The sequence below is a fragment of the Duganella sp. CF402 genome, assembly GCF_900109645.1.
In the GTDB taxonomy this organism is placed as follows: domain Bacteria; phylum Pseudomonadota; class Gammaproteobacteria; order Burkholderiales; family Burkholderiaceae_D; genus Rugamonas.
Genome location: NZ_FOBG01000001.1, coordinates 3,696,322 through 3,719,347 on the forward strand (window position 1 = coordinate 3,696,322; position 23,026 = coordinate 3,719,347).

The 23,026-nt window shown below is 58.4% G+C and carries 21 protein-coding genes and 1 pseudogene; 10 read left to right on the forward strand and 12 right to left on the reverse strand.

Features of this window, described 5'->3' with window-relative positions:
- Window positions 1–2 precede the first annotated feature (2 nt).
- From recN to BMZ70_RS16610, 3 genes are all read right to left on the reverse strand, one after another.
- Complete coding sequence (gene recN / locus BMZ70_RS16600; protein ID WP_092276585.1) at window positions 3–1,655, reverse strand: DNA repair protein RecN; 1,653 nt, start codon at window positions 1,653–1,655, stop codon at window positions 3–5.
- Window positions 1,656–1,673: 18 nt separating this feature from the next.
- Window positions 1,674–2,582 (reverse strand): NAD kinase, encoded by a 909-nt coding sequence (locus BMZ70_RS16605; RefSeq protein WP_092276587.1) that lies wholly within the window; start codon window positions 2,580–2,582, stop codon window positions 1,674–1,676.
- 62 nt (window positions 2,583–2,644) lie between these two features.
- Entirely contained in the window at window positions 2,645–3,700 is a 1,056-nt protein-coding gene (locus tag BMZ70_RS16610) for a DUF3667 domain-containing protein (protein WP_092276590.1), read from the reverse strand.
- A 127-nt stretch (window positions 3,701–3,827) separates the two neighbouring features.
- On the opposite strand from BMZ70_RS16610, the gene BMZ70_RS16615 reads away from it, so the two are divergent.
- From BMZ70_RS16615 to gloA, 3 genes are read left to right on the forward strand one after another with little or no spacing between them, the layout of a single operon-like run.
- On the forward strand, window positions 3,828–4,070 hold the full coding sequence (locus tag BMZ70_RS16615) for a hypothetical protein (protein WP_092276593.1): 243 nt from the start codon (window positions 3,828–3,830) through the stop codon (window positions 4,068–4,070).
- Between the two features lie 21 nt (window positions 4,071–4,091).
- A complete protein-coding gene (locus BMZ70_RS16620) occupies window positions 4,092–5,414 on the forward strand; it encodes a PQQ-dependent sugar dehydrogenase (protein ID WP_092276596.1) in 1,323 nt (440 codons plus the stop codon).
- A gap of 40 nt (window positions 5,415–5,454) precedes the next feature.
- Window positions 5,455–5,862, forward strand: a complete 408-nt coding sequence (gene gloA / locus BMZ70_RS16625) for a lactoylglutathione lyase (RefSeq protein ID WP_092276599.1) — start codon at window positions 5,455–5,457, stop codon at window positions 5,860–5,862.
- A 3-nt stretch (window positions 5,863–5,865) separates the two neighbouring features.
- Here the strand turns inward: gloA and BMZ70_RS16630 are convergent, their stop codons facing one another.
- From BMZ70_RS16630 to BMZ70_RS16660, 7 genes are all read right to left on the reverse strand, one after another.
- Window positions 5,866–6,774, reverse strand: a complete 909-nt coding sequence (locus tag BMZ70_RS16630; RefSeq protein WP_165403459.1) for a UbiA family prenyltransferase — start codon at window positions 6,772–6,774, stop codon at window positions 5,866–5,868.
- Entirely contained in the window at window positions 6,771–7,661 is an 891-nt protein-coding gene (locus tag BMZ70_RS16635) for a hypothetical protein (protein ID WP_092276604.1), read from the reverse strand. Before BMZ70_RS16635 ends, BMZ70_RS16630 begins: the two co-directional genes overlap by 4 nt.
- A gap of 124 nt (window positions 7,662–7,785) precedes the next feature.
- Window positions 7,786–8,520: an SDR family oxidoreductase gene (locus tag BMZ70_RS16640; protein ID WP_092276606.1), complete on the reverse strand. Its 735-nt coding sequence runs from the start codon at window positions 8,518–8,520 to the stop codon at window positions 7,786–7,788.
- A 145-nt stretch (window positions 8,521–8,665) separates the two neighbouring features.
- Window positions 8,666–10,009: a TolC family outer membrane protein gene (locus BMZ70_RS16645; RefSeq protein WP_092276608.1), complete on the reverse strand. Its 1,344-nt coding sequence runs from the start codon at window positions 10,007–10,009 to the stop codon at window positions 8,666–8,668.
- Window positions 10,010–10,110: 101 nt separating this feature from the next.
- Window positions 10,111–10,434, reverse strand: a complete 324-nt coding sequence (locus BMZ70_RS16650; RefSeq protein WP_092276611.1) for a rhodanese-like domain-containing protein — start codon at window positions 10,432–10,434, stop codon at window positions 10,111–10,113.
- A gap of 15 nt (window positions 10,435–10,449) precedes the next feature.
- A complete protein-coding gene (locus BMZ70_RS16655) occupies window positions 10,450–11,103 on the reverse strand; it encodes a protein-L-isoaspartate O-methyltransferase family protein (protein ID WP_092276614.1) in 654 nt (217 codons plus the stop codon).
- Between the two features lie 169 nt (window positions 11,104–11,272).
- Entirely contained in the window at window positions 11,273–11,917 is a 645-nt protein-coding gene (locus BMZ70_RS16660) for a TetR/AcrR family transcriptional regulator (RefSeq protein ID WP_092276617.1), read from the reverse strand.
- Window positions 11,918–12,158: 241 nt separating this feature from the next.
- On the opposite strand from BMZ70_RS16660, the gene BMZ70_RS16665 reads away from it, so the two are divergent.
- The 6 genes from BMZ70_RS16665 to BMZ70_RS16685 all read left to right on the forward strand — a co-directional run bounded on the left by BMZ70_RS16665 (window position 12,159) and on the right by BMZ70_RS16685 (window position 20,674).
- Entirely contained in the window at window positions 12,159–12,578 is a 420-nt protein-coding gene (locus BMZ70_RS16665) for a helix-turn-helix domain-containing protein (RefSeq protein ID WP_092276619.1), read from the forward strand.
- Between the two features lie 108 nt (window positions 12,579–12,686).
- A complete protein-coding gene (locus BMZ70_RS28040) occupies window positions 12,687–13,733 on the forward strand; it encodes a PDDEXK family nuclease (protein ID WP_139212882.1) in 1,047 nt (348 codons plus the stop codon).
- Window positions 13,727–16,159, forward strand: coding sequence for a hypothetical protein (locus tag BMZ70_RS28045; RefSeq protein ID WP_130300752.1), 2,433 nt, complete (start codon window positions 13,727–13,729; stop codon window positions 16,157–16,159). Before BMZ70_RS28040 ends, BMZ70_RS28045 begins: the two co-directional genes overlap by 7 nt.
- Window positions 16,156–17,658 carry an AAA family ATPase gene (locus tag BMZ70_RS16675; RefSeq protein ID WP_092276624.1) on the forward strand — a complete coding sequence of 501 codons (1,503 nt, stop codon included), beginning with the start codon at window positions 16,156–16,158 and terminating at the stop codon, window positions 17,656–17,658. Before BMZ70_RS28045 ends, BMZ70_RS16675 begins: the two co-directional genes overlap by 4 nt.
- Window positions 17,659–19,479 (forward strand): TniQ family protein, encoded by a 1,821-nt coding sequence (locus BMZ70_RS16680; RefSeq protein ID WP_092276627.1) that lies wholly within the window; start codon window positions 17,659–17,661, stop codon window positions 19,477–19,479.
- Between the two features lie 16 nt (window positions 19,480–19,495).
- On the forward strand, window positions 19,496–20,674 hold the full coding sequence (locus tag BMZ70_RS16685; RefSeq protein ID WP_092276630.1) for a TniQ family protein: 1,179 nt from the start codon (window positions 19,496–19,498) through the stop codon (window positions 20,672–20,674).
- A gap of 213 nt (window positions 20,675–20,887) precedes the next feature.
- Here the strand turns inward: BMZ70_RS16685 and BMZ70_RS16690 are convergent, their stop codons facing one another.
- Window positions 20,888–21,133, reverse strand: coding sequence for a hypothetical protein (locus tag BMZ70_RS16690; protein WP_092276633.1), 246 nt, complete (start codon window positions 21,131–21,133; stop codon window positions 20,888–20,890).
- 368 nt (window positions 21,134–21,501) lie between these two features.
- Between BMZ70_RS16690 and BMZ70_RS16695 the strand changes: the two are divergent.
- A pseudogene (locus BMZ70_RS16695) lies at window positions 21,502–21,867 on the forward strand (transposase); the annotation flags it as partial.
- A gap of 366 nt (window positions 21,868–22,233) precedes the next feature.
- Here the strand turns inward: BMZ70_RS16695 and BMZ70_RS16700 are convergent.
- Window positions 22,234–23,019 carry a DeoR/GlpR family DNA-binding transcription regulator gene (locus BMZ70_RS16700; RefSeq protein ID WP_092276636.1) on the reverse strand — a complete coding sequence of 262 codons (786 nt, stop codon included), beginning with the start codon at window positions 23,017–23,019 and terminating at the stop codon, window positions 22,234–22,236.
- Between the last annotated feature and the right edge of the window lie 7 nt (window positions 23,020–23,026).

The following is a 23,026-nucleotide window of genomic DNA, read 5'->3' on the forward strand; positions in this document are numbered from 1 at the left end:
AATTATGAGGCGAGCAGCTCGCGGGCGTGTTTGCGGGTGGTGGCGGTGATTTCGAGGCCGCCCAGCATGCGGGCGATTTCTTCTACCCGCGATTTGGAATCCAGCACGTCGATGCGCGAGGCGGTTTTGCCGTTGTCCAGCGTGCCCTTGGCGACCTGGAAGTGCTGGCCGGCCTGGCTGGCCACTTGCGGCAAGTGCGTCACGCACAGCACCTGGCGCTCTTGGCCCAATCGGCGCAGCAAGCGGCCCACTACTTCCGCTACGCCGCCGCCGATACCGCTGTCCACTTCATCGAAGATCAGCGTTGGCACCGTGGTGGCGTTGGAGGTAATCACGGAAATCGCCAGCGAGATGCGCGCCAGCTCACCGCCCGACGCCACTTTCGCCAGCGGCCGCGCCGCCACGCCCGCGTGGCCGGCCACCAGGAACTCCACCTGCTCCAGGCCATACGCCGCCGGCTCGCACGCATTCAGCGCGACTTCGAAACGGCCGCCGGTCATGTTCAATTCCTGCATCGCCCTGGTGACGGCCTCGCCCAGCAGTTGCGCGGCGCGCGCTCGCGTGGCCGACAGCTTCCGCGCTTCAGCCATGTACGCAGCCTTCAGCTTTTCCTCCTGCTTGCGCAAGCCTTCCAGATCGGTGGCGTCGGCCAGCTGCGACAGGCGCGCGGCCAGCTTCTCATGCTCTTGCGGCAGTTCGTCTTCCAGCACGCGGAACTTGCGCGCCGCCGAATGGATCGCGTCCATGCGTGCTTCCACCGTGCGCAGGCGCGCCGGGTCGAGGTCCACGCGGTCCAGATAATCATTGAGTGCATACACCGCTTCCTGCAGCTGGATGCGCGCCGGCTCGATCAAATCCACAATCGGCTGCAGGCCGCTGTCGATATCGGCCAGCTTGCCCAGCTTCTGGTTCAGCGACGACAGCTGCGACAGGATCGGATGATCCTCGGCTTCCGAGATCGCGGCCAGCGCTTCCTGCGCGCCCTCCATCAAGCTGGCCGCGTGCGACAGGCGGCTCTGCTCATTGCTGACCTCCGTCCACTCGCCCGGCTTGACCGCCAGCTTTTCCAGCTCATTGACCTGCCACTCCAGACGCTCGCGCTCATACAGCACGTTGGCCGCATTGGCTTCGAATTCTTCCAGCTGCTTCGACAGCGCGCGCCACGCCTTGTACGCCGCCGCCACCGCGCGCGCATCGGCTTCGGCGCCGGCCTGGCCGTCGAGCAGGCCGCGCTGCGCCTCGGTCTTCATCAGCGACTGGTGCGCGTGCTGGCCGTGGATATCGACCAGCAGGTCGCCCAGCTCGCGAAGCTGCGCCGCCGTCGCCGCGATGCCGTTGATGTAAGCCTTGCTGCGGCCCGCGTTGTCGATCACGCGGCGCAGCAGCGCGCCGCCCTCCTCCACCTCGAACTCGTTTGCCGCCAGCCATGCGCCAGCCTGCGCGCTGACCGCGAAGTCCGCCGTGATATCGGCCTTGGCCGCGCCCTCGCGCACCACGCTGGCGTCGCCACGGCCGCCCAGCGCCAGCGTCAGCGCATCGATCAGGATGGACTTGCCGGCCCCGGTCTCGCCGGTGAACACGGTGAAGCCGGCCGAAAATTCCAGTTCTATCGTATCGACGATAACGAAATCACGAATGGACAGGGTACGCAGCATGGAAACTTGAAAGTGTGGTTAAGCGAGTTTGCCCTCACCGGACGGATATTCGTTCCAGTGCAGTTTCTCGCGCAAGGTGTTGTAATAGCTCCAGCCATCCGGATGCAGGAAGGTGATCGCGTGCGGCGAGCGCTGGATCAGGATCCGGTCCTGCGATTGCAGGCTGGCGAAGGTTTGCATGTCGAAGTTGACGCTGATGTCGCGCCCGCGCACGATCTCGATCACGATCGCGCTCGATTCCGGCAGTACGATCGGGCGGTTCGACAGCGCATGCGGCGCAATCGGCACCAGCACGATGCCGCCCAGCGCCGGGTGCAGCAGCGGGCCGCCGGCCGACAGCGCGTACGCGGTGGAGCCGGTCGGGGTCGAGATGATCAGGCCATCGGAGCGCTGGTTGTACATGAACTGCCCGTCCACGTCCACCCGCAGTTCGGCCATGCCGGCGCCGGTGCCGCGCGAGACCACCACGTCGTTGACCGCCATGCCGACGTGGATCACGTCCTCGCCGCGCATCACGCGGCCTTCCAGCAAGGTGCGGCGTTCGGCCTGGTAGCTGCCGCTCAGGATGCGCGCCAGCGCGTCGTGCATGCCTTCCAGCGGAATGTCGGTCATGAAGCCCAGGCGGCCCTGGTTGATGCCGATCAGCGGCACATTGAACGGCGATAGCTGGCGCGCGATGCCCAGCATGGTGCCGTCGCCGCCCATAACGACGGCGGCGTCGCACTCGGCGCCGATGCCGGCCGCGTTCATCACGCGGCGGTCGTCCAGCTGCAGGCCGAGGTGGGCGGCGGTCTGCTCTTCAAACACCACCTCGTAGCCGCCCTGCTCCAGGAACTCGACCACGCTGCCCACCGATTCGGCGATGCCGTCGGTATTCGGTCGCACGACCAGTGCGATCGTTTTAAAAACAGTGGACGTGAGGGTCATAAAAGTCTCGGCTTTCTGCTAGGGCGTCGTCACTGTACATTTAAACAGTGCCATGCGCAAGTTTAATGGCCGACCGTCAGGATGCCCATGCCGGCCGAGATCATCACCGCCAGCACCAGCGCGATCAGGTAGAACAGCATCAGCACCGCCCAGCGCAGGAAGGTGCCGAAGCGGCTGCTGTGGTACACGCACCGCATGGCCCACGGCAGGTAGCCGATCATCCAGCACCACAATAAAAACTGCAACAGGCCGTAATGCGCCAGCAGGATCACGCTGAACATCAGGAAGGCAAAGGCGTTGGTGTGCAGCGCGAACAGCATATGCTCGCCGAAGTGGCGCCCGGAACCGAGGTACAGCACTTTGAGCAGCAGCGCGAATACCGGCATCAGCAGGAAGATCGCGTACGGCGCGTAGTGGTTCATGCCGTTCTTGAACACCTTGACCTGTTCTTCCGGCGGCAGCTGGTTCAGCGCGTGCCACTGGCGACGCAGCAGCGGCAGGTCGGCCAGCTTGCCGTCGATGTATTCCTCGTTGATGTTCATGTCGGTGCTGTCTTGCTTGTCTTGCTTGTCTTGCCCAGACGCTTGCCCCGACGCTTGCTCCGGCGCGTGTTCCGCCTTGGCGGCGCGGATGTCGGACTTGGCGTCCTCCTTCGCCATCTCGCTCATCACGTCGGCCAGCGCGTCGCGTGCGGCGGACTTGCTTTCCTCGCTACCGGCGTCCTGCGGCTGCGGCTTGCCGGCCGCCTTGATGGTGGCAGCAGCGATGTTCTGGCCGGTGGTCTGCTTGTTATCGACGTGGGTTTGGCCGTCGCTGGTGAATTTCAGCAGCGCGAAGAACAGCACGCTGAAGGTCAGGTACATGCGCAGCGGCTGCACGTAGCGCACGCGACGGCCGCGAATGTATTCGTTGGTCAGCTCGCCCGGCTTGAAAATCAAACGCTTGAGCGAGCCCCACAGCTTGCCCTCCAGCGCCACATAATGGCCGATGAACTCGTGCAGGAACTCGCGCACGCTGGCGGCGTGCAACACCGCCTCCTGGCCGCAGTTGGCGCAAAAGTGGCCGGTCAGGGGCGTGTCACAGTTGGCGCAGTTGTCCAGCTTGGCGGCATTGCTCATGCAGAAAATCCCGGTGAAGAAATGTGGTCTAAATGATAAACGAGTTTCCCCTTTGTTGTCCGAATTCAATCTGGCGACTGACGCAAAACCAACTGGCTAACATGGCAACATCAACCAGGAGGCCATCATGTTAAGAGACCAGCACGTCAACACCGACGCCAAAGTCAAGGACGACGGCGTCAAGCGCATGCCGCACGAGCGCGACGAAGCACCCGACAACAACGGCGCCAAGACCCGCAGCGTGATGCGCCAGGCCGCAGCCGACATCGACAGCGGCATGGTCGATACCGACCTGCACAACCAGCGCGGCGTGCAGAAACCGCGCGCCGACGCCAAGGCGCATCCGCAGCCGAACACCAAGCGCGATTAAGCTTAAACCAGGGAGCCATCCATGCGCCAGCACACCGTCCTGTTCCTGTCCGCCCTGGCCTGCGCGCCGGCGCTGTCGCTGGCGCAGTCCTACCCGATCGGCTACGGCCCCAATCCGCAATTGCCGGAGCCCGCCCGCAAGCTGATCCCCACCCTCAACGTCGCGCCCACCGAGCCGTGGACGGCCGGCCAGCAGCCCAGCGCGCCGCCCGGTTTCGCCGTGACCGCCTACGCGCGCGATCTCGACCATCCGCGCTGGCTGTACACGCTGCCCAACGGCGACGTGCTGGTGGCGGAAACCAACGCCCCGCCCAAGCCGGACGACAGCAAGGGCATCAAGGGCATGGTGATGAAACACGAAATGAAGAAAGCCGGCGCCGCAACGCCGTCGGCCAACCGCATCACCCTGCTGCGCGGGCTGGACGGCAAAGGCGCGGCGGCCAGCCGCAGCGTGTATCTGACGGGCCTGAATTCGCCGTTCGGCATGGCGCTGGTCGGCAAGAACCTGTACGTGGCCGATTCCGACGCCGTGCTGCGCTTCCCGTATGAGGAAGGGGCAACCAGCATCACCACTGCGGGCGTCAAGGTGATGGATCTGCCGGCCGGCACCATCAACCATCACTGGACCAAGAACATCATCGCCAGCCCGGACGGCAAATACCTGTACGTGACGGTGGGCTCCAACAGCAACGTGGCGGAAAACGGCATGGATGCGGAAACCGGCCGCGCCGCCATCTGGCAGCTGGAACTGGCCACCAACAAGTCGCGCCTGTTTGCCACCGGCTTGCGCAACCCCAACGGCATGGGCTGGGAGCCGCAGACCAAGGCCCTGTGGACCACGGTGAACGAGCGCGATGAACTCGGCAACGACCTGGTGCCGGACTACATGACCTCGGTGAAGGAAGGCGGTTTCTACGGCTGGCCGTACAGCTACTACGGCCAGCACGTCGACACCCGCGTGTCGCCGCAAAAGCCGGAGCTGGTGGCCAGGGCCATCGCGCCCGACTACGCGCTGGGCGGGCATACCGCCTCGCTGGGCCTGGCGTTCTATGACGGCAAGCTGTTCCCGCAGAACTATCAGGGCGGCGTCTTCATCGGCCAGCACGGCTCGTGGAACCGCAAGCCGCACAGCGGCTACAAGGTGGTGTTCATCCCGTTCAGCGGCGGCAAACCGTCCGGGCCGCCGCAGGATTTCCTGGCCGGCTTCCTGACGCGCGACGGCAAGGCGCAGGGCCGGCCGGTGGGCGTGGCGCTAGACGGGCAAGGCGCGCTGCTGGTGGCGGACGACGTGGGCAATGTGATCTGGCGGGTGGCGCCGTCCTCAGCGCAATCGGCCAGCCGCTGATAGAATTCTCGTTTGGTTTTAATACAGACAAGGATTTACCATGCGCATTTTGCACACCATGCTGCGAGTCGGCGACTTGCAACGCTCCATCGATTTCTACACCAAGGTGCTTGGCATGAAGCTGCTGCGCACCAGCGACAACCCGGAGTACAAATACACGCTGGCCTTCCTCGGCTACGGTTCGAATCCGGACCACGCCGAGCTGGAGCTGACCTACAACTACGGCACCACCAGCTACGACATGGGCACGGCGTACGGCCACATCGCCATCTCGGCCGAAGACATCTACGCCACCGCCGCTGCCGTCAAAGCCAACGGCGGCAACGTCACGCGCGAGCCGGGCCCGGTCAAGGGCGGCAGCACCGTGATCGCCTTCGTCACCGACCCCGACGGCTACAAGATCGAACTGATCGAACGCAGCTTCGACGGCCAGGGCGCCGGCCTGTAAGCATCACACGGCGGCAGCGCCCAGCGCGGCGCAGGCCGCAATCACGATCAGGCTGACAGGATCCCGGCTGACATACAGCAGCGGATCCTCGTTGACCTCGCCCCGGAACGACAACACCCACAAGCGCCCCAGCCACAACATGGCCAGCGGCACGATGCCGAACAGCCACGACGGATGGCGGTACAACTTGAGTACGTTCTCGGAATTAAAGTACAGCATGAAAATCACCACCGATACAAAGGCGCTGTTCATGCCCAGCATGCCGATCGGCGCCCGGTCCGCGGTGACATAACCACGTCCCGAAGTTTTCTCCTTGCCCACCCGCTCCAGATTGAACAGCTCGCTGTGGCGCTTGAGCAGCGCCAGCGACAGGAACAGGAAGAAGGAAAACGCCAGCAGCCAGAATGACGGTTCGATGCCGGTGGCGGCGCAGCCGCCCAGCACACGCAAGGTGTGCAGCAGCGCCAGCGTGACGGTGTCCACCATCAGCAGCCGCTTCAGGTAGGCCGAGTAACCGACGGTAACGCCGAAATACACCGCCACCGCCGCCAGCAGCAGCCAGCCGTAGCAGGCGCACAGCACCAGCGCAGCCAGCGCCAGCACAGCGCTGACGGTGCGCGCCAGCACCGCCGGCAAGGCGCCGCTGGCAATCGGGCGGTGGCGCTTGGTCGGATGATGGCGGTCGTCCTCGGCGTCCATCACGTCGTTGAGCAGGTAGGCGCTCGACGCACACAGGCAGAATGCCGCAAACGCTACCAGCGATTGCAAGGCGGTGGCGCCGTTAAGCGCATGGGCCGCCAGCATGGGCACGAACACCAGCAGGTTTTTCAGCCAGTGGCGTGGACGCAGGCCCTGCCACAAGGCGCGCGCGGTCGAGGGCTGGGCGCGCAGTTCCAGTTCGGCACTGCTCATGCCGGCGCCTGCACGGGACGGCGTTCCAGCCATGCCGCCAGCCACAGCGCGGCGAACGGGACCAGCATCGGGTACAAGCCCCAGATGGCGCGGCCGTCGACGCGCACGCACAGCGCGGCGTACAGCGGCGGCAAGGCCATCAGCAACAACAGCGATTTCAGCGGCTGCAGCGCCGGCGCCAGCGTCGCCGATTTGCGCATGCCCAGCAGCGCCAGCGGCAGCACCAGCCCGGCCCCGGTTACCAGCGACGCCAGCGAGCGCGCGTCCTGCAACGCCTTGAGCACGGTATAGATGCTGGGCGCCCACACATAGCTGGGCAGGTTCGGGATCAGCCACCAGCGCACTGCCACCATCCAGCCGGCGGCGGCGGCCAACGCGGCCAGCCCCGGCACGATGGCGATGCGGCGCATGGCCAGCAGCCACACCAGCAGCAGGATGTTTTCTTCGCGCACAGCGGAACCCAGCAGGCCGGCCACGGCGGCCAGCCAGGGTTGGCCGCACAGCAGCGCCAGCACGAAGGCGGCGCGGGCGCAGATCGAGGCCGGATCGGTCAGCAGGTAGGGCGCGTACCAGTAGGTCGGCACTGACAGGATCAGCAGCAGGCCGGCAATCACGGCGCCCTTGCGGCCGATGCCGGCGCGCAGCGCGGCCAGCGCCATCATCACGGCGGCGGCGCTGATGCACAGCCAGTTAAGCAAGGCGAAGCTTTGGCGCGTATCGCCCGGAATGGCGGCCGCCAGCGCCGGTGCCAGCAAGCGGTAGGGGAAAGGCGCGGTCAGTTCGGTCACCGGGATTTCGCCGCGCAGATAACGGGCGGTATTGAAATAGGCCAGCGAATCCTCGACCGTGCCGCCCCAGCGCCAGATCATGACCAAGAGCGCCAGCACGGCGAATGCGCCCGTCAGTGCAAAGAGTTGCTTACGGGGGAGTGTTGCGGAGGTAATCATGCGGCTTTAATGATTTGATAACGCCGGGATACTACCTCCTTCTTAACTGTTAGTCCATCCGTTGTTACACCATGCCGCCGTTGGCGCGCAGGGTCTGGCCGTTGATCCAGCCGCCGTCCGGGCCGGCCAGGAAGGACACGGCGCTGGCGATGTCTTCCGGCTGGCCCAGGCGCTCCAGCGGCGTCATCTTGGCGAGACGGTCGATCAGTTCCGGCGTTTTACCGTCGAGGAACAGCGCGGTGGCGGTCGGGCCCGGCGCGACGGCGTTGACGGTGATGTTCTTGCCGCGCAGTTCCTTGGCCAGGATGGCGGTCATGGCTTCCACCCCGGCCTTGGTGGCCACGTAGGCCGAGTAGCCGGGCAGCAGCGTGCCCACCAGGCTGGACGAGAAGTTGATGATGCGGCCGCCCTGCTCCAGCCTGGCGGTCGCCTCGCGCATGGTGTTGAAGCTGCCCTTGAGGTTGATGGCCACCAGGCGGTCGAAGGTGTCGTCGTCGGTGGCAGCCAGTGGCGGCAATTGCGGCGGCATGATGCCGGCGTTGTTGACCAGCACATCCACGCGTCCCAGCTGGGCGATGGCCTGTTCGAACAGGCGGCGCACGTCGTCGGTCCTGGAAACGTCGGCCTGCACGGCGATGGCAGTGCCGCCAGCGGCGGCGATGGCGCCCACCACCTTATCGGCCTCGGCGGCGTTGCCGGCGTAGTTGACCACCACGGCAAAGCCGTCCTTGGCCAGGCGTTGGGCGATGGCGGCGCCGATGCCACGCGATGCGCCGGTGATGATGGCTACTTGTTTCATGGTCTTGCTCCTTCGATGTGTGGTGAGATGTGTTTAGTATCTGCCCACGCCTGGAATGAATAAATCCATGAAATTTGCTATGACTATGCAGTTTTCACCAATAATCGAGGCAAAAAAATGCCGGCGTTGAAGCCGGCATAGTTGTTTAGTGCACCAGCAGCGCGTTGATCGGCGCCAGGTCGGCCTCGGTCAGCGAGCCGGCCGCCGATTTCAGGCGCAGGCCGTTCATGATGGTGTCGTAGCGCGCTTTCGACAGGTCTTTCTGGGTCGAGTACAGCAGCTTTTGCGCATTCAGCACGTCGATGTTGATGCGCACGCCAACCTGGTAGCCCAGCTTGTTCGAATCGAGCGAAGACTTGCTCGACACTTCCGCCGCTTCCAGCGCCTTGACCTGGGCCAGGCCGCTGGTCATGCCGAGGTAGGCCTGGCGCGCGGTCTGCGCGGCGGCGCGCTTGGTGGCGTCCAGATCGTTGCGGGCTTTCTCTTCCAGCGCGATGGTTTCGCGCACCTTGCTGGTCACGCCGAAGCCGTTGAAGATCGGTACCGTCCAGGTCACGCCGATCGCCTTGTTGTTGTTGGCGCCGTAGGCGGTCTGGTTGGTGTGCTGGGCGGCGGCCGTCAGGTTCAGGGTCGGCATGTGGTTGGCGCGGTTGCGGGCGATTTCGCGCTTGGCGATCTCCACGTTCAGGCCGGCGGCCACCACCGAGTAGTTCTGCGACTCAGCCGAGCTGACCCAAGGCTCCACCGCCGCCGGCGACGGCGGCGCGATGGTCACGCCGGCGCGCAGCGGCGCCAGGTCGGCGGTGCTCTGGCCGATGATCACCTGCAGCGCGGTGCGCTTGTTGTCCAGATCGTTGATGGCGGCGAATTCCTGCGCCACCACCAGGTCGTAGGCCGCTTGCGCCTCGTGGGTGTCGGTGATGGTCTGGGTGCCGACCTCGAAGTTGCGCTTGGCCGAGGCCAGCTGTTCGGTGGTGGCCACTTTCTGCGCCTGGGTCGAGGTCAGCGCGTCCTGCGCGGTCAGCACGTCGAAGTAGGCCTGGGCCACGCGCACGATCAGGTCCTGCTGGGCCTGCGAGAAGGTGGCTTCGGCGGTCGCTTGCGACAGCTTGCTCTGCTGGTAGGTCTGCCACAGGCCCCAGTTGAACAGCGGCTGGCTCAGCGACACGGCGTAGGTGTTGGTGTGGTTGTCGGCATTGCGGCGCGACGGCAGCACCAGCTGGCCATCGACCACGTCCAGCACGCCCTCGTTGAACGGGATGAACTCGCCGTTGTTGCGCAGATTGCTGCCGCTGGCGCTGATGGTAGGCAGCAGGCCCGAGCGCCCCTGGGTGATGCGTTCCTGGCCGGCGGCAAGCGAAGAGCGGGCGCTGGCGTAGGTGGCGTCATTGGCCAGTGCTTGCTGGTACACCTGGAGCAGGTCGGCCGCCTGTGCGTTGAGCGTCAGGAAGGCGCTGGCGATCAGCACGGCGATAAGGGGTTTCTGCATTGCAATCTCCGTTGGAGTCATCAAAAAAGTTGAACAAATCAAAAACACTGCGACCTGCACCGCACCCGCTCACCGCGCTGGCCGACCGCGCGGCGGCCGTGTCAGTACTTGGCCATCGTGCTGTCGACTTGCAGCGCCCAGGCGTGGATGCCGCCGGTCAGGTTGATCATCTTGCCGAAGCCGTTACGCTCCAGGAAGGCGGCCACCTGCATACTGCGCGCACCGTGATGGCAGATGCAGACAATCGCTGCATCCTCATCGAGGTCGTCGATGCGCGCCGGTATGGTATTCATCGGGATCTGGACCGAGCCGTCGATGCGGCAGGTCTCGAACTCCCAGTTTTCACGCACGTCCAGCAACATCGGATTGGGACGTGCATCGTCAGCCAGCCAGTCGGCCAGCTCCAGCGCAGTAATCTGCTGCATGGCTAACCTTCCAGCTTAAAACTTGAACTGCGACGGCGCCACCGCCGACGCCAGCGCTTTCACGTTGGTCTCGAACAGGGTGCGGGTGTCGTAGCCGGCTTCGCCGGTGCGGGTGATCAGCTGTGCCTTCATCGCCGGCGCCTGGCCGATGATGACCGCCAGACGGCCGCCCACTTTCAATTGTTGCAACAACGCTTCCGGCAGCACCGGCAGCGAACCGGACACCACGATCACATCGAACGGCGCGCCGTTGGTCCAGCCTTGCGCGCCATTGCCCTGCTCCACCGTCACGTTGGTGACGCCGTTGTCGGCCAGGTTTTTCTCCGTCAGCGCTTTCAGTTCCGGCGACAGTTCGACGGCCGTCACCTTCTGCGCCTTGTGGCCCAGCAGCGCCGCCAGGTAGCCGGAACCGGTGCCGATCAGCAGCACGGTTTCGTGCTTTTTCAGGCCCAGGTCTTGCAGCAGGCGGGCTTCGATCTTCGGCGCCAGCATCGATTCGCCGCCCGGCAGCGGGATTTCGATGTCGGCGAAGGCCAGCGCCTTGTGCGCGGCCGGCACGAAGTTTTCACGTTTAACAACGTGCAACAGCTCCAGCACTTCGGCGTCCAGGACGTCCCAAGGGCGGATTTGCTGTTCGATCATGTTGAAGCGGGCTTGTTCGATATTCATCTTATGACTCAGGTCGGGATTAAATAATCCGTCATTTTATCGTTGAACTGGCATGGAGGCACATATTAACGATTCGACGGGCCATTCGCGGGAAATTGCGACAGGTTGCAGTTTAAGGGGGGTGAACCTGCGAAAAAGGCAAGCTGGACGGAAAAATACACGGCGGCGCTCACGGCTTGGACGCTTCCAGGCCGACCAGCGTGGTGCTGATAAAGGTGTCCAGGAACACGTGCGGGTCGACCGGCGGCATCTCGCAGGCCGGCATGAAAGAGCGGTTCCACATCATCAGCATCATGACCGGGGCGATCAGCACCTGGGTCATGACGACCGGGTCGACCGGGCGGAATTCGCCGCTGGCGATGCCGCGCCGGAGCACGCCGGTGATCAGGGCGCTGCCGCGCGCCACCACTTCCTCGTTGTGGAATTTGACCAGCTCGGGGAAATTATGGCCCTCGGCCAGCATCAGCTTGGTGATGCCGGCGATCGGCGTGACGCAGATCTGGTCCCACCAGCGCAGCAGCAAGGCGCGCAGCAGCTCGCTGCTGGGGCCATCGAACATCGCCGCGTCCTGCTCGGCCTCGCCGATGGTGGTGACGATGGTTTCGCGGATCACCGCCTTGAACAGCTCTTCCTTGTTGGTGAAATACAGGTACAGCGTGCCCTTGGATACGCCGGCGCGCTTGGCCACGTCCTCCAGGCGGGTGGCGGCATAGCCGCGCTCGACGAACTGCTCCAATGCGGCCGCCAGCAATTCCTGCGGCCGCGCATCCTTGCGCCGCTCCCAGCGTGGCTTGGTGTCTTGAGGGGCTTGCATGGGTGTGGGGGACGGTAACTTACTTGTGAGTCATTAATATAAACGCAAGAAGGGGCAGCGTCAAGCAAGTAGAACTGTTACGTCTTAATAAAGTCTTGAATCGATTAATAAATTCTTGAATGAGCGTGATCGGCTATTTAATAAAAACTTGAACGTAACTCTCTCAAAAAGACATTGACAACGGAGCTTGAACGACTATGCTAGAACTAATTTTTGAACTAATTACGACCGAGTTTAGCAAATGAGTCCTTTCTCGACAGTCTTTCGCGAGTTACGCGCCTCATTCGGAATGCGCCAAGCAGAATTTGCATCGAAGCTTGGCTTCGAACAGAGTTACGTTTCTGCAATTGAAGTAGGAACGAAAGGGCCGCCAAATATGGAGTTCATCGGGCGCGTGATAGCAGCGCTTGAACTAGAGGAGCCTTGGAAGCAGAAGTTACTTAAAGCATTAGACGAGTCTCAACGCAAAATTGTTTTGTCGAGTGATGCAACTGAAGATACCTTCAAAATGTTTAATGAGTTGCGGCGCCAGATCGACCAGCTACACCCAGCCCAGGTCGAACTGATGCAAATGGCGTTGCGACTTCCCGCCATCATGAAGGCGGACAGCAGATTACGGCATAAGCACAAGGAAGAGCCCAGCCCCCCTATTGAGGAGTGAGAGGCGAACCATTTTCCGGCGCAGGCTCATCCGACGCTTTGACGTACTGAGACGAGGGAAGGCATCACTTCTATTATTTGATCTATATAGCTCCGTTTATTGAGCTATATGACGATTTTCTCAAAATCGTCCGAATCATTTGATGAGAGGGAGGTCGGTATGCCTGCTATTTTGCAAGAGCTGAGCGCTTTACCTACAGGGCTACTTCCTGACGCCCATCCACTCGCGCTGGAGCCAGTTCCTCGCCCTCGCAGAGTAACTGTCATGACTTATGACAAGCTCTACAAACGCATAGAGCAAGGAATGGGAATTGGCCATGGCTCTCAGTACACGCCATGGCTTACCATACGAAGGAAGAACACCTCGCCGTCGTCGGGACAAGTGGTTTCCTGGATGCCACCGCTTAATAGAGACGCTCACTATTTTTCTGTCGGGGAGTTCCATACCGCACTGGTCTTGCTTTGGCTTGGAGTGCAGGATCTAAGGGAGCAATATCCCATTTGGCCCGTATCTCACCCTCACCCGCTAGTCGGTGCGGCGGGAACCGAGACCAACAACTATCCGTGGGCACAGGGATTAGCTACGATCGCTGATGCGGCATATATCCGCCACGGAACCGAAGTTGGATCCGATGTCCTTTACGTGGCAAGTATCGATCTCCTCGCAACAGTTCCATTCGAAGATGGGCCTCGGCTGGCCGCATTTTCTTCAAAGCCGTTCAACTCTACCGAAGTGGATGTTCGTTGGCGAACTGCCGAGCGACTTGAGCTTGAGCGCCGATACTCCACCGCCATCAATGCACGGTATTTCGTGTCTAGCTCTGCGTTAGTACCGCCGAGTCTGGCAGCTAATCTGGAGTGGTGGTTTGATTTTTCAACCTTGGATCTATGCCCACATTTGCTACCCCACGTAGAAAAATTCGCCAATATTCTAAATGACCATACCGATCTCGGACTGAATGAGGTAGTGCCGAAAGCCGCGCAGTTATGCAACATCACTCTGCAAGAAGGTTGGCTGCTATTCCGGCATTGTGCTTGGCACCAGTTGATCGACATAAATCCATCCACAACAATACGAACATCACATCCCCCTCCGTCTGGCGGTCGACAGTTACGCCAGAAATGGAAGGAATTTTTATTCGGGGGTGAATGGTGAATAACGTCTCAGATATCGCAGTAGGCGAAGTCCTAATTGACCTGATGCCAGAGTCCCCGCTGAAAGGGCCGCATCGGGTCTTGGAGATCAATAAACGTCTCAATCAGGTGACGCTGATTCCAGTGCCAGTCATTCCAAGGAAATCAGACGCAGCAAAGCAAAAAAATTACTATGCTCGCGGATTCAAGCTACACCGCCTTAGCTATGTCAGCGATATGCTCTCAGCTCATCTCATCGGCAAGACGCTTATCGAACCTCCTCCGCTGTGGCACCTCGCAGATGCCGATCTTGAGAAGTTGGGGAAGCGCGGCATCGGCGCCAACGAATCAGTTGAGGGCAAATGGCTTTCGTCGGAATTGAAGAAAAGAGAGTTCAAGTGGAAACTCATCGAACCACTGGTACCTGAAGCATACGGCGGATCAGGTATTAAACCACCAGATTTAACCTGTCTAGATCGGCTGGTCCACGCCCGTGCTTCGGAAATGGGTGTGAGCCAAGGTCAGGTTTTCGACGCTTTGCACCGCTACTTCGCTTTTAGTTGCGGCAAGAACGGCCTTCTTCCCAATACCCTCGGGCATTGCGGCGCTCCCGGGAAATACCGCATCGCAAAGAACAACATAAAGCTCGGCCGTCCAAATGCACTAGTCAAAAACGGCGACCAATCCCGTGCGGGTTTGATACTGACGGAGGAGCATATACAAAACATTCAGGACGGCTACTCGATGTATGTAAGACCGGGAACAACCGTTCCACAAGCATTCAGGCAGATGACCGCAGCTTTTTACAGAATCGGACATAAGAAAGAACACGGTCATCTGGTTCCGATCTTACTGCCTGCGCATGAACGCCCAACCCTGCAAACTTTCCGTACACATGGCCCCCGTGCTGAGGGAGTGACCCATGCCGCACGCAGAATAATGGGAAAAGGAGAGTGGGCACGTAACTGGCGGCCACTTATCAGCACCGCACAAAGCGGGATCGTAACAATGGGCCAAGTAGGCTCACTTGATGCCTCTCCCATCGATGTCAATCTGGTCGCCTGCTACGATCCATTACAACCAATTGGAGTTGGGCGAGGTCTGTTTGTTCGCGATGTTTTCTCCGGGCTATATGTAGGGTGGACCATATCTATGGGAGGTATGGGGACAGAGGACGCGAAGCTTGCCATCCTACGCGCGGCAAGCGACAAAACTGCGTTGCTGGCAAGATATGGGGTAGATTTACCTGCGGAAGAATTTCCCTCAATCTTCTTTTCGAAATACCTCAGCGACAACGGGGAACTACGCAGTAGCGATGGGATTGATTCCATCGCGAAAAAACTGTCCTCCCGTATTATTTTTGTTCCCAGCGGACGCGCCGAACTAAACAGCTCATCAGAGTCAGGTCACCACACGCGGCACAGGCGCTTCGATCATCCCATAGAGGGGAGCAATAAAGGGCGCCAGACAAAACGTGGGGAAACGCCACCCAGGTCGAAGGCTTTGCTTTCTCGGTTCGAATACACCCGACTACTTATATTGTGGATCCACTGGGCCAACACTCAACAGGAGCTCCCTCTATCCGACATCCCTGGTGAAATGATCCGCGACTATTCGCTAAGTGGAAAAGCACTTCGCCCCACCCGTCTGGAACTGTTTCAATGGGGACTGGCGAACGGCATAGTGTCAGGCATACCGATGGCCCAAAATTATCTCAAAGCCCACCTGCTGCCCCGGTTCAAAGCAAGCATACAGCGTCAAGGGCTGATTCTTCACCGGCCTGATACTGGCGATCGGGTAGAGCTATTGAGCGGCGCGCGATTCAACAGCGACTATTTGTCACGCTCACCGCTAATACTCGATTGCCTACGCTCTAAAGAAAATCACATTGAAGTGATGGCTGATCCAGACAACCTATCACACATCTATATCAGCGATGCGAAGGGGATCCATGAAATTCCCAACATTAAAGCCAATCCGCTGATCGCCAGCGAGGGCAGCGTCATCGATCTTTGCGCTATGAAGGAGGCGCAAAAGATCCATAACCTGGACGCTGCAACGCGGACAGACCAAGACTTGGCAGCACAGGACGCCTACCGCGAAGAAACCCAGGCTGATGCAAAGGCGAGAAAGGACGCAGCTAAAGCGACCGCCAAAACGGCGTCTCAAAAGACCGGCCAACTGCCGATTCGGGAGGCTCAAGCACAAGATAACCAACAACATTTAGACCACTCTGTGCAATTCGCAAACCAGCCCTCGCGGCAACAAGAAACGGTATCCTCAATTGAACAACTACAAGAGCTGTCATCTCCACAGAAGCAATCAGAGTCGGCTTTACCGCCTGAGCAGCCGGCTCCAACTCCGCCTCCAAATACATCGGTGACTCAACTCAATGATCATCGGCTAATGCGGTTATTGCGATTCAAAAGCGAAAGGAGAAATCCATGAGTAATCAGAACAGCTCCGACCAGAAGGACTCGGCCAATCCATTCCTCGACGCTATCAGTGCCCAGATATCGACTGACGATCTGGAGCGACGACTGCAACGATCCCCATTAGCCGGCATCGATCCCCGTGGCCTGAGTCTTCAGCAACGACTGGATCTTCTTGATCGTATGCAAGGTGAGCTTTTCGAACCGACGCTGACTTCGATCGATATCGCTACAAGGCTATACCGCATGATCCGCCGTGGCTATTTACAACGTAACCCTGTGCTTCCAGCCGCCCGCAAACGAGCAATGACGATCGCACGCTTTGCCGGCCAAGACATTGATCAATTACCGTGGTTGCCCCCAACTGCATTGGGAATGCGGGTTAGCGGGATTACCGGGCTGGGCAAGTCCTACGAGGTTCATCGCGCTTTGCAACTGGTCAAACAAGTTATTCCACATGGCCGATCCGAAGCCGCTGACTGGACGCATATGCTGCAGGCATCGTGGCTCTATATCGGCATGAGCTTCGATGGATCCATTGGCGGACTCTTGCTGCAGATCTTGGTCGAGTTAGATAGCGCATTAGGCACAGCGTACTCTTCTGATCGATCTTTAACGAGACTAAGCAATGAGAAGCTTGCGGTGCACGTCGGCATCACCTTATATAACCACGCAGTCGGTGCAATTATCATCGACGAAATTCAGCTAAAAAACTTTTCCGGTGCCCGGGGTGGGTTAGCGGCAACGTTCTTCCTACGTCTCTTGAACTTCGGGATTCCCGTTGTTTTAATGGGAAACCCACTGGGCATGCAGGTCCTCGATACCTACTCCCAAGACATGCGAAGAATCGGCTCTGGTGGCACCATCGAGATGCAACCACTAATGTTGACTGACCATGATTACACCCATTTCCTTGCGCCCGCATTCTGGAGCTACAGCGTGATGGATGAGGCCACTCCAATCAATGATTCCGATGGTTCTCTTCTATATAAATATTGTGGCGGGATCCGCGACTATGGCTGCAGAGTTTTAATGGCAGCACAACGATTAGCACTAGATCTTGGTGCAAAACACATTACCGAGAAACATCTCGAACAGGCATTTAACGGAACTGATTTCAGCAGAAGGGAGCGAGACCTGATCGGCGGCTTCGTTAAAAAAGATCCTCTTATCCTGCAGCAGTTTGACGACATTCCTGTTGTCGAATTTGCTCAACAATGGGGAATTTTCTATGAAGCCCCTAAACAAGAACAACCAAACATCACCACCCTAGAAGCACCATCGTCGGAAGGCAGACCACAAGATCGAACAAAGTCTGTTGCGCAAAAAGATCAAGAGAAGATGCTTCGGCAGCGCACGCGCAACGCGAATGCAAAAGCTAGCACAAAAAAAACGAAAGAGACCTTAACTCCAGAAGACATGCGAAGCAAGGGACTGAAGACACACCTGATTATGCAAATGGAACTGAATCGCCGTGCCGGCCTGGCCAGCCCTTCAGCAAAACAGGAGAAATGAATGCGAACAGCACCAAAGACCAGACAAGCCATGCAGAAAGAGATGCCTATTCTGCTTCCTTTTTTTCCAAGCGGCCATCCTGATGAGACCATAGGTTCGATAGGCGTGCGCTACCATATTCGGCGCGGGAACTCTTCAACAGCTAAGACTTATAAGGAGCTGTTTGGGTTACTTCCGTTCCCTCTCACCTTCACTGTCCAGCCCAACTTGGAAAAGCTCGCAGAAAGGCTACCTGGCGATGTCCATGACACTTTTCGTCGTTTCGAACAAGACAATACGCTGATGCCTCTCTTTCGCCTATTCAACGGTGCCAGTACGACAGGCAAACAACATTCAGCATCGACACCGGCCAAGGCCAACCGTTCCCGTCGTGTTCTGGGCGGCACGCATATAACGAATCTTTGTCCAGATTGTTTGATCGAAGACGAGAAAAAAATCGGCGTTCCATATCTTCATCGGTCGCATCAAATTCCCGGTGTCACAACATGTTGGCGCCACAGTCGCGCGCTACTTGATTGCTGCCCCACATGCGGATGCCCTTATTCAGCACCTGGCGAGTTGATAAAATCTCCTTGGCAGGGCTGTACTTCCTGCGGAAAGAAGACCGAAGACTTAGCTAAAGAAGTTTCTGCGCAGCCGACCAAAGTAGAAATCCAGTTCGCTATTTTTGCAAAAGACCTTCTTCACTTCAACTCGCTGAACCTCAGCAATGAGATTGTATTCAAAATGTATATTCAACGAACTCAGGAGCTGGGTTTGGGCTGGGGCGATGGTCGCATCAATCGTCAAAAAGTACTCAAAAAATTACGCACCATATTCGGTACGACGTTACTAAGGAAGATTGATCCGGCATTCAAGACCGGCAAGTTATCTGGATGGTTCCGTGCATTGGAATCGAGTTCGATCGAGGCTCCATTACACCGCCATCTGATGGTCTCATTCATATTGTTCCGGAACATCGCGCAATTTGAAAAAAGCGCTAAGAGGGTATTAGATATCGAGCTAAAACCAGCCAGTGCCGCCTGCACCGTAACGGCATCGGATATTGATAAGAACGTGGAAGATGTGGATCAAATCATAAGCGACCTTGCCCTAACTGCTATCAGATACGGATACAACATCAAGCAGCTTTGGCTATACAGATTTTCGACCATGCAGCGCTTGGTTAGGATTCAACCTGACGCTGTCAAAACGTTGGAGAGAGTACTCAAGTCGAAGCCCAAAGCACCAAAGCAGATCAAAGCTCAAGGCGCATTAGCCGGGCGCAAAGATTGGGATGCCGAAGACGACATCAAATGGCGAGATTCGATCATTGCGGCAGCGAAGAAGATGTATGGGGAGGAGACACGCCCGATGCGCATTTCCGCCAACCGCATCGTCAAATCCGCAGACTATTCGCCAAAGGGATGTCGTTATCCAATCGAATGTCGTTTTCCGTTGGCGTACGCTACAGCTGTGGCGTATGGTGAGAGCCTCTGGCACTTTTATGCTCGTAGAATGCTCTGGACTTTACAGTCTTTAGTTGACCTTGATACCTCTCCTTGGACGCTGGTGCGGCATGCTGGCTTAGAGCTCTACAAAGGGAAAGCCATTCTCGAATATTTTGAGTCAGTAGCACGCGGGGGAGGAAGTTCTATTTCTGGAATCACCACGATTCTTGAAAAACGAGGCATATCCAGAGACTGGGCCGGCCCCTGTCCCGACCGCACTTTTTACGCCGCCGGACGCGCCTACCGGCTAAGGACAAACCGTCGAGGCAACATCGGTGACAAGGCCAGTGACCATCGACAGGTTATCTCTTCAGGGGCCGTCCGCAGTTAGGCCAATAGAGGTAAATATGCTGGTGTACCGACTGCCCACAGCAAGACCTGACGAGACTCTGTATAGCGTGTGTGCTCGAATTCGCTTATCCAATACCGCTGGGTGCGATCGGGACGCATGTCGTAGTCTTCTCGGACAGTCCATGTCTACACATGTGGACGAGTTTCCAGTTGATCTCAACCACTTCTGTAAAGTCACCCACGAGGATTATGGCGTACCGCTAGACATCATCAAGGCGCATTGCCTGACGCCATATTTTTTAACGCTAGAACGAGCGATTGGAAAACGGAACGAAAACAAGGGGAGCTTACAAACGATACGATTCAGTCTAGCTCAAGTTTCAAATGGAGGCAGTGTGCACTGGCGTATTTGCCCGACCTGTGTCGCGAGGGAGAAAACGCAGCTCGGCGTAGCTTATTGGCACCGGCAGCATCAATTGCCGGGCTCGCTAATGTGCGCCCTAGATGAAACCTTCCTGTATGAATGTGAGATCCCTGCACTAGTGCGCCATAACCGCTTCTTGCTCCCAGACGAGGTGAAAACCCACAAGCCACCAAACTGGAATACATTCAATGAATGCCGAGAAATCCTGTCTGGGCTGGCTCATCTGAACTCCTCGATTCTCGTTGATCGATCAATAGAGCGAGATCTCGACATCGCCCGATCAACGATCTGGGGCGCCCTCGCTGACCGCGGACTGCTATCCCAACAAGGCAAGATTGATCGCAAGTATTTTCTGCAAGACCTATTACAGCGCTATGAACCACTAGAAGTCCTAAACTGTTTTTCCCATGATTTATCAGTCAGCGTGCTAAACCGTTTGATCTCTCAACTTTCTAACAACAGCATCACCTCGCCAACGCAGCAACTCCTATTGCTATTCCATCTTTTTGGTAGCTGGGAGAGCTACCAATCCAAATATCAATGGCAGCTGGCGTTTTCTGAAGCCAACGCTTCTTCTAGTCGTCAATTGGAGTCCCCGTCTGTCACGGAGCAGCACCGTAAGAGATGCATTGAAATACGCGAGCAGTTCCCCACGATCTCCCGCACAGGCCTGGCTCGTGCATCAGGACGCTCTTTCCGATGGCTTCTCCAAAATGACTCCGCTTGGTTGGACAAGAATTTTATTCGATATCAAAGAGGCAGCAACGCTACACCCCACAAGCAGTTGGCGCTTGAAATAAGGGAAAAGTGAAAGCTGGGTGTTCGTTTGTGTGCAGGATTGACCCGGTCGTTTTGACCCGCCGTCTAGATCCTCGGGAATGCGCGATCCTGTTGTAAGACCCTTCAATACCTAATCTTTAGGTCTCATGGGTCTGCTTTAGCGTGCATCGCTGCCCCACACGTCCTGAAGACAGCTTTGGTAGGCGTTCGTTTAGATGCAATACTGGTCAGAGATTGGAATGTTCTAACCTCTACGCCGCTTCATTTCCGGGATGACGATGCGTGAATGGCCGAAGACTTTTACTATGCCGCCCAAGGCGGATAAGGTCTTCGCGTCCTTGCCGACGCGTACGGTGAACACCCCATTTAGGGGCTTATCAGCTAACAGCCCCATAGGTAAATCTTTGGCCTTGGAGGACTTTCTCCGCGCAGCCGCGTCCACCCTATATTTTGCGATCAGTGCTTCTTCCGCTGCTTTTTTGTCGTTCATTTCTATTCCCGAGCGGCCACAGTGTCTAGATAGTGTAGTCGAACGTGGCATGAATTGCTCATGGACCTCTTTCAAAGCTTGTAGTGGTCAACCCATCCCGGACACTACGTTAAGTTTGTCTTCGGTGACGGTGCCAATCTTATAGTCAAAAGATCATGCACATGCCCATGCCCATGCACCCATAGATTGACCTTCGAAGCTACTTCGTCCAGGTTGGATGCGTATGCCGCCGAAATTAGATCGTTTGCATGTTAAGTTGCACTGAAAATTGATAGTCATCTAGCCGTCCTCCCTTCGGCCAAGCCGAGGAATAAAGTGACGGTACGAATCCGAACTTTATCGAGGAGGACGTCATATTATTTTGTGGCATTGATCTTCATTCCAACAATTGCCTTGTCGTCGTCTCCGACGACAACGACAAGGTCGTGTATTCCAAGCGGTTACCCAACGATCTGGCGACCATCTGCATAGCGCTCAGTCCTTATCAGCAAGAGCTATTCGGCGTGGTCGTGGAGTCCACGTACAACTGGTACTGGCTAGTTGATGGTTTAGTTGCGGCTGGATATTCGCTCCACCTGGCAAACACCACGGCGATCAAACAATACGACGGTCTTAAGCGTCGCGGTGACGAATCCGATGCGCGTGATCTCGCGCACGTTCTTCGACTTGGTTTGCTGCCGGAACGCCACATCATGCCCAAAGCTGATCGCGCGTTCCGCGACCTTGCGCGCCGGCGTATGCAGTTAGTTGGGCAACGGACATCGCAGATCGTTTCGATCGAGACGAGCATGGCCCAGCACATGGGCGCCACAATTTCCGGCAACAGCGTCAAGGAGTTGACCGTAGATGATATCGATGCGATGCCCATCGGACCGACAGAGGCGCTAGGCATGAAAGCAAACCTCGCGATTATGCAGGCGCTCCACGTGCAAATCGATGGAATCGAAGCCACGTTGTCAAAACACTGCCGTCGCGATAAAGATTACCGTCTCTTGTGTTCCGTAACCGGTATCGGACCGATACTAAGTAACTCCAGAATAGGAAAGGCGCCGAAAAATCAGCGCAGCGGTGGATCTTCCCCGATGAATAAAAAGACGTTCTTAAGCCAGGTCAGCTATAATCACCCGCACCCCTGCGGCGCGGATCGGCATCAGCTCGGCGTCGGTGGCACCGCTATCGGTCACCAGCGTATGGATGCGGGTCAGTTCGGCCGTCACGATGCACGACCGCTGGCGCAGCTTGCGGCTGTCCGCCAGCACCACCAGATGCTCGGCGCGGCGCATCAACCGCAACACCGCTTGGACGATCAGCGGATCGGATTCCATTGCACCCATCTGGTTTACGGATTGGGCGCCCATGAACATATGGCCGGCCCAGTAATTTTCGCTGGTATCGTTCTCGAATGGGCTCAGCAGAACTTGCTGCTCCCGACATACCACGCCGCCAGGCAACGATACCCGGCAGCGCCCTTGGCGCATCAGGTGGGCTGCGACCGGGATGGAATTGGTTAGCACATCGAGCTCGCGCTCCACAATGAACTCGGCCATGGCCAGCGTGGTGGTGCCGCCGTTGATAATGATGCTCTTGCTATCGTCGATCAGTGCGGCGGCGGCACGACCGATTGCACGCTTGATCGCGCATAAGCCATCGTCAACAGCCGGCGGCGGGCTCCGCGGCGGGGCAATGGCGACCGGCGCAACATTCTCAGCCGGCGCCAGCGCGCCGCCGCGCACCCGCCGCAGTTCGCCGCGCTCGGCCAGCACGCTGATATCACGCCGCACAGTGGCGGCGGAAGCACCCAGCACCGCACCGAATTCGCCCACGCTAACCGCCGAGCGCTCCGCCAGCAATCTGCGGATTAGCGCGTGGCGCTCATATTCAAGCATGCGCGCT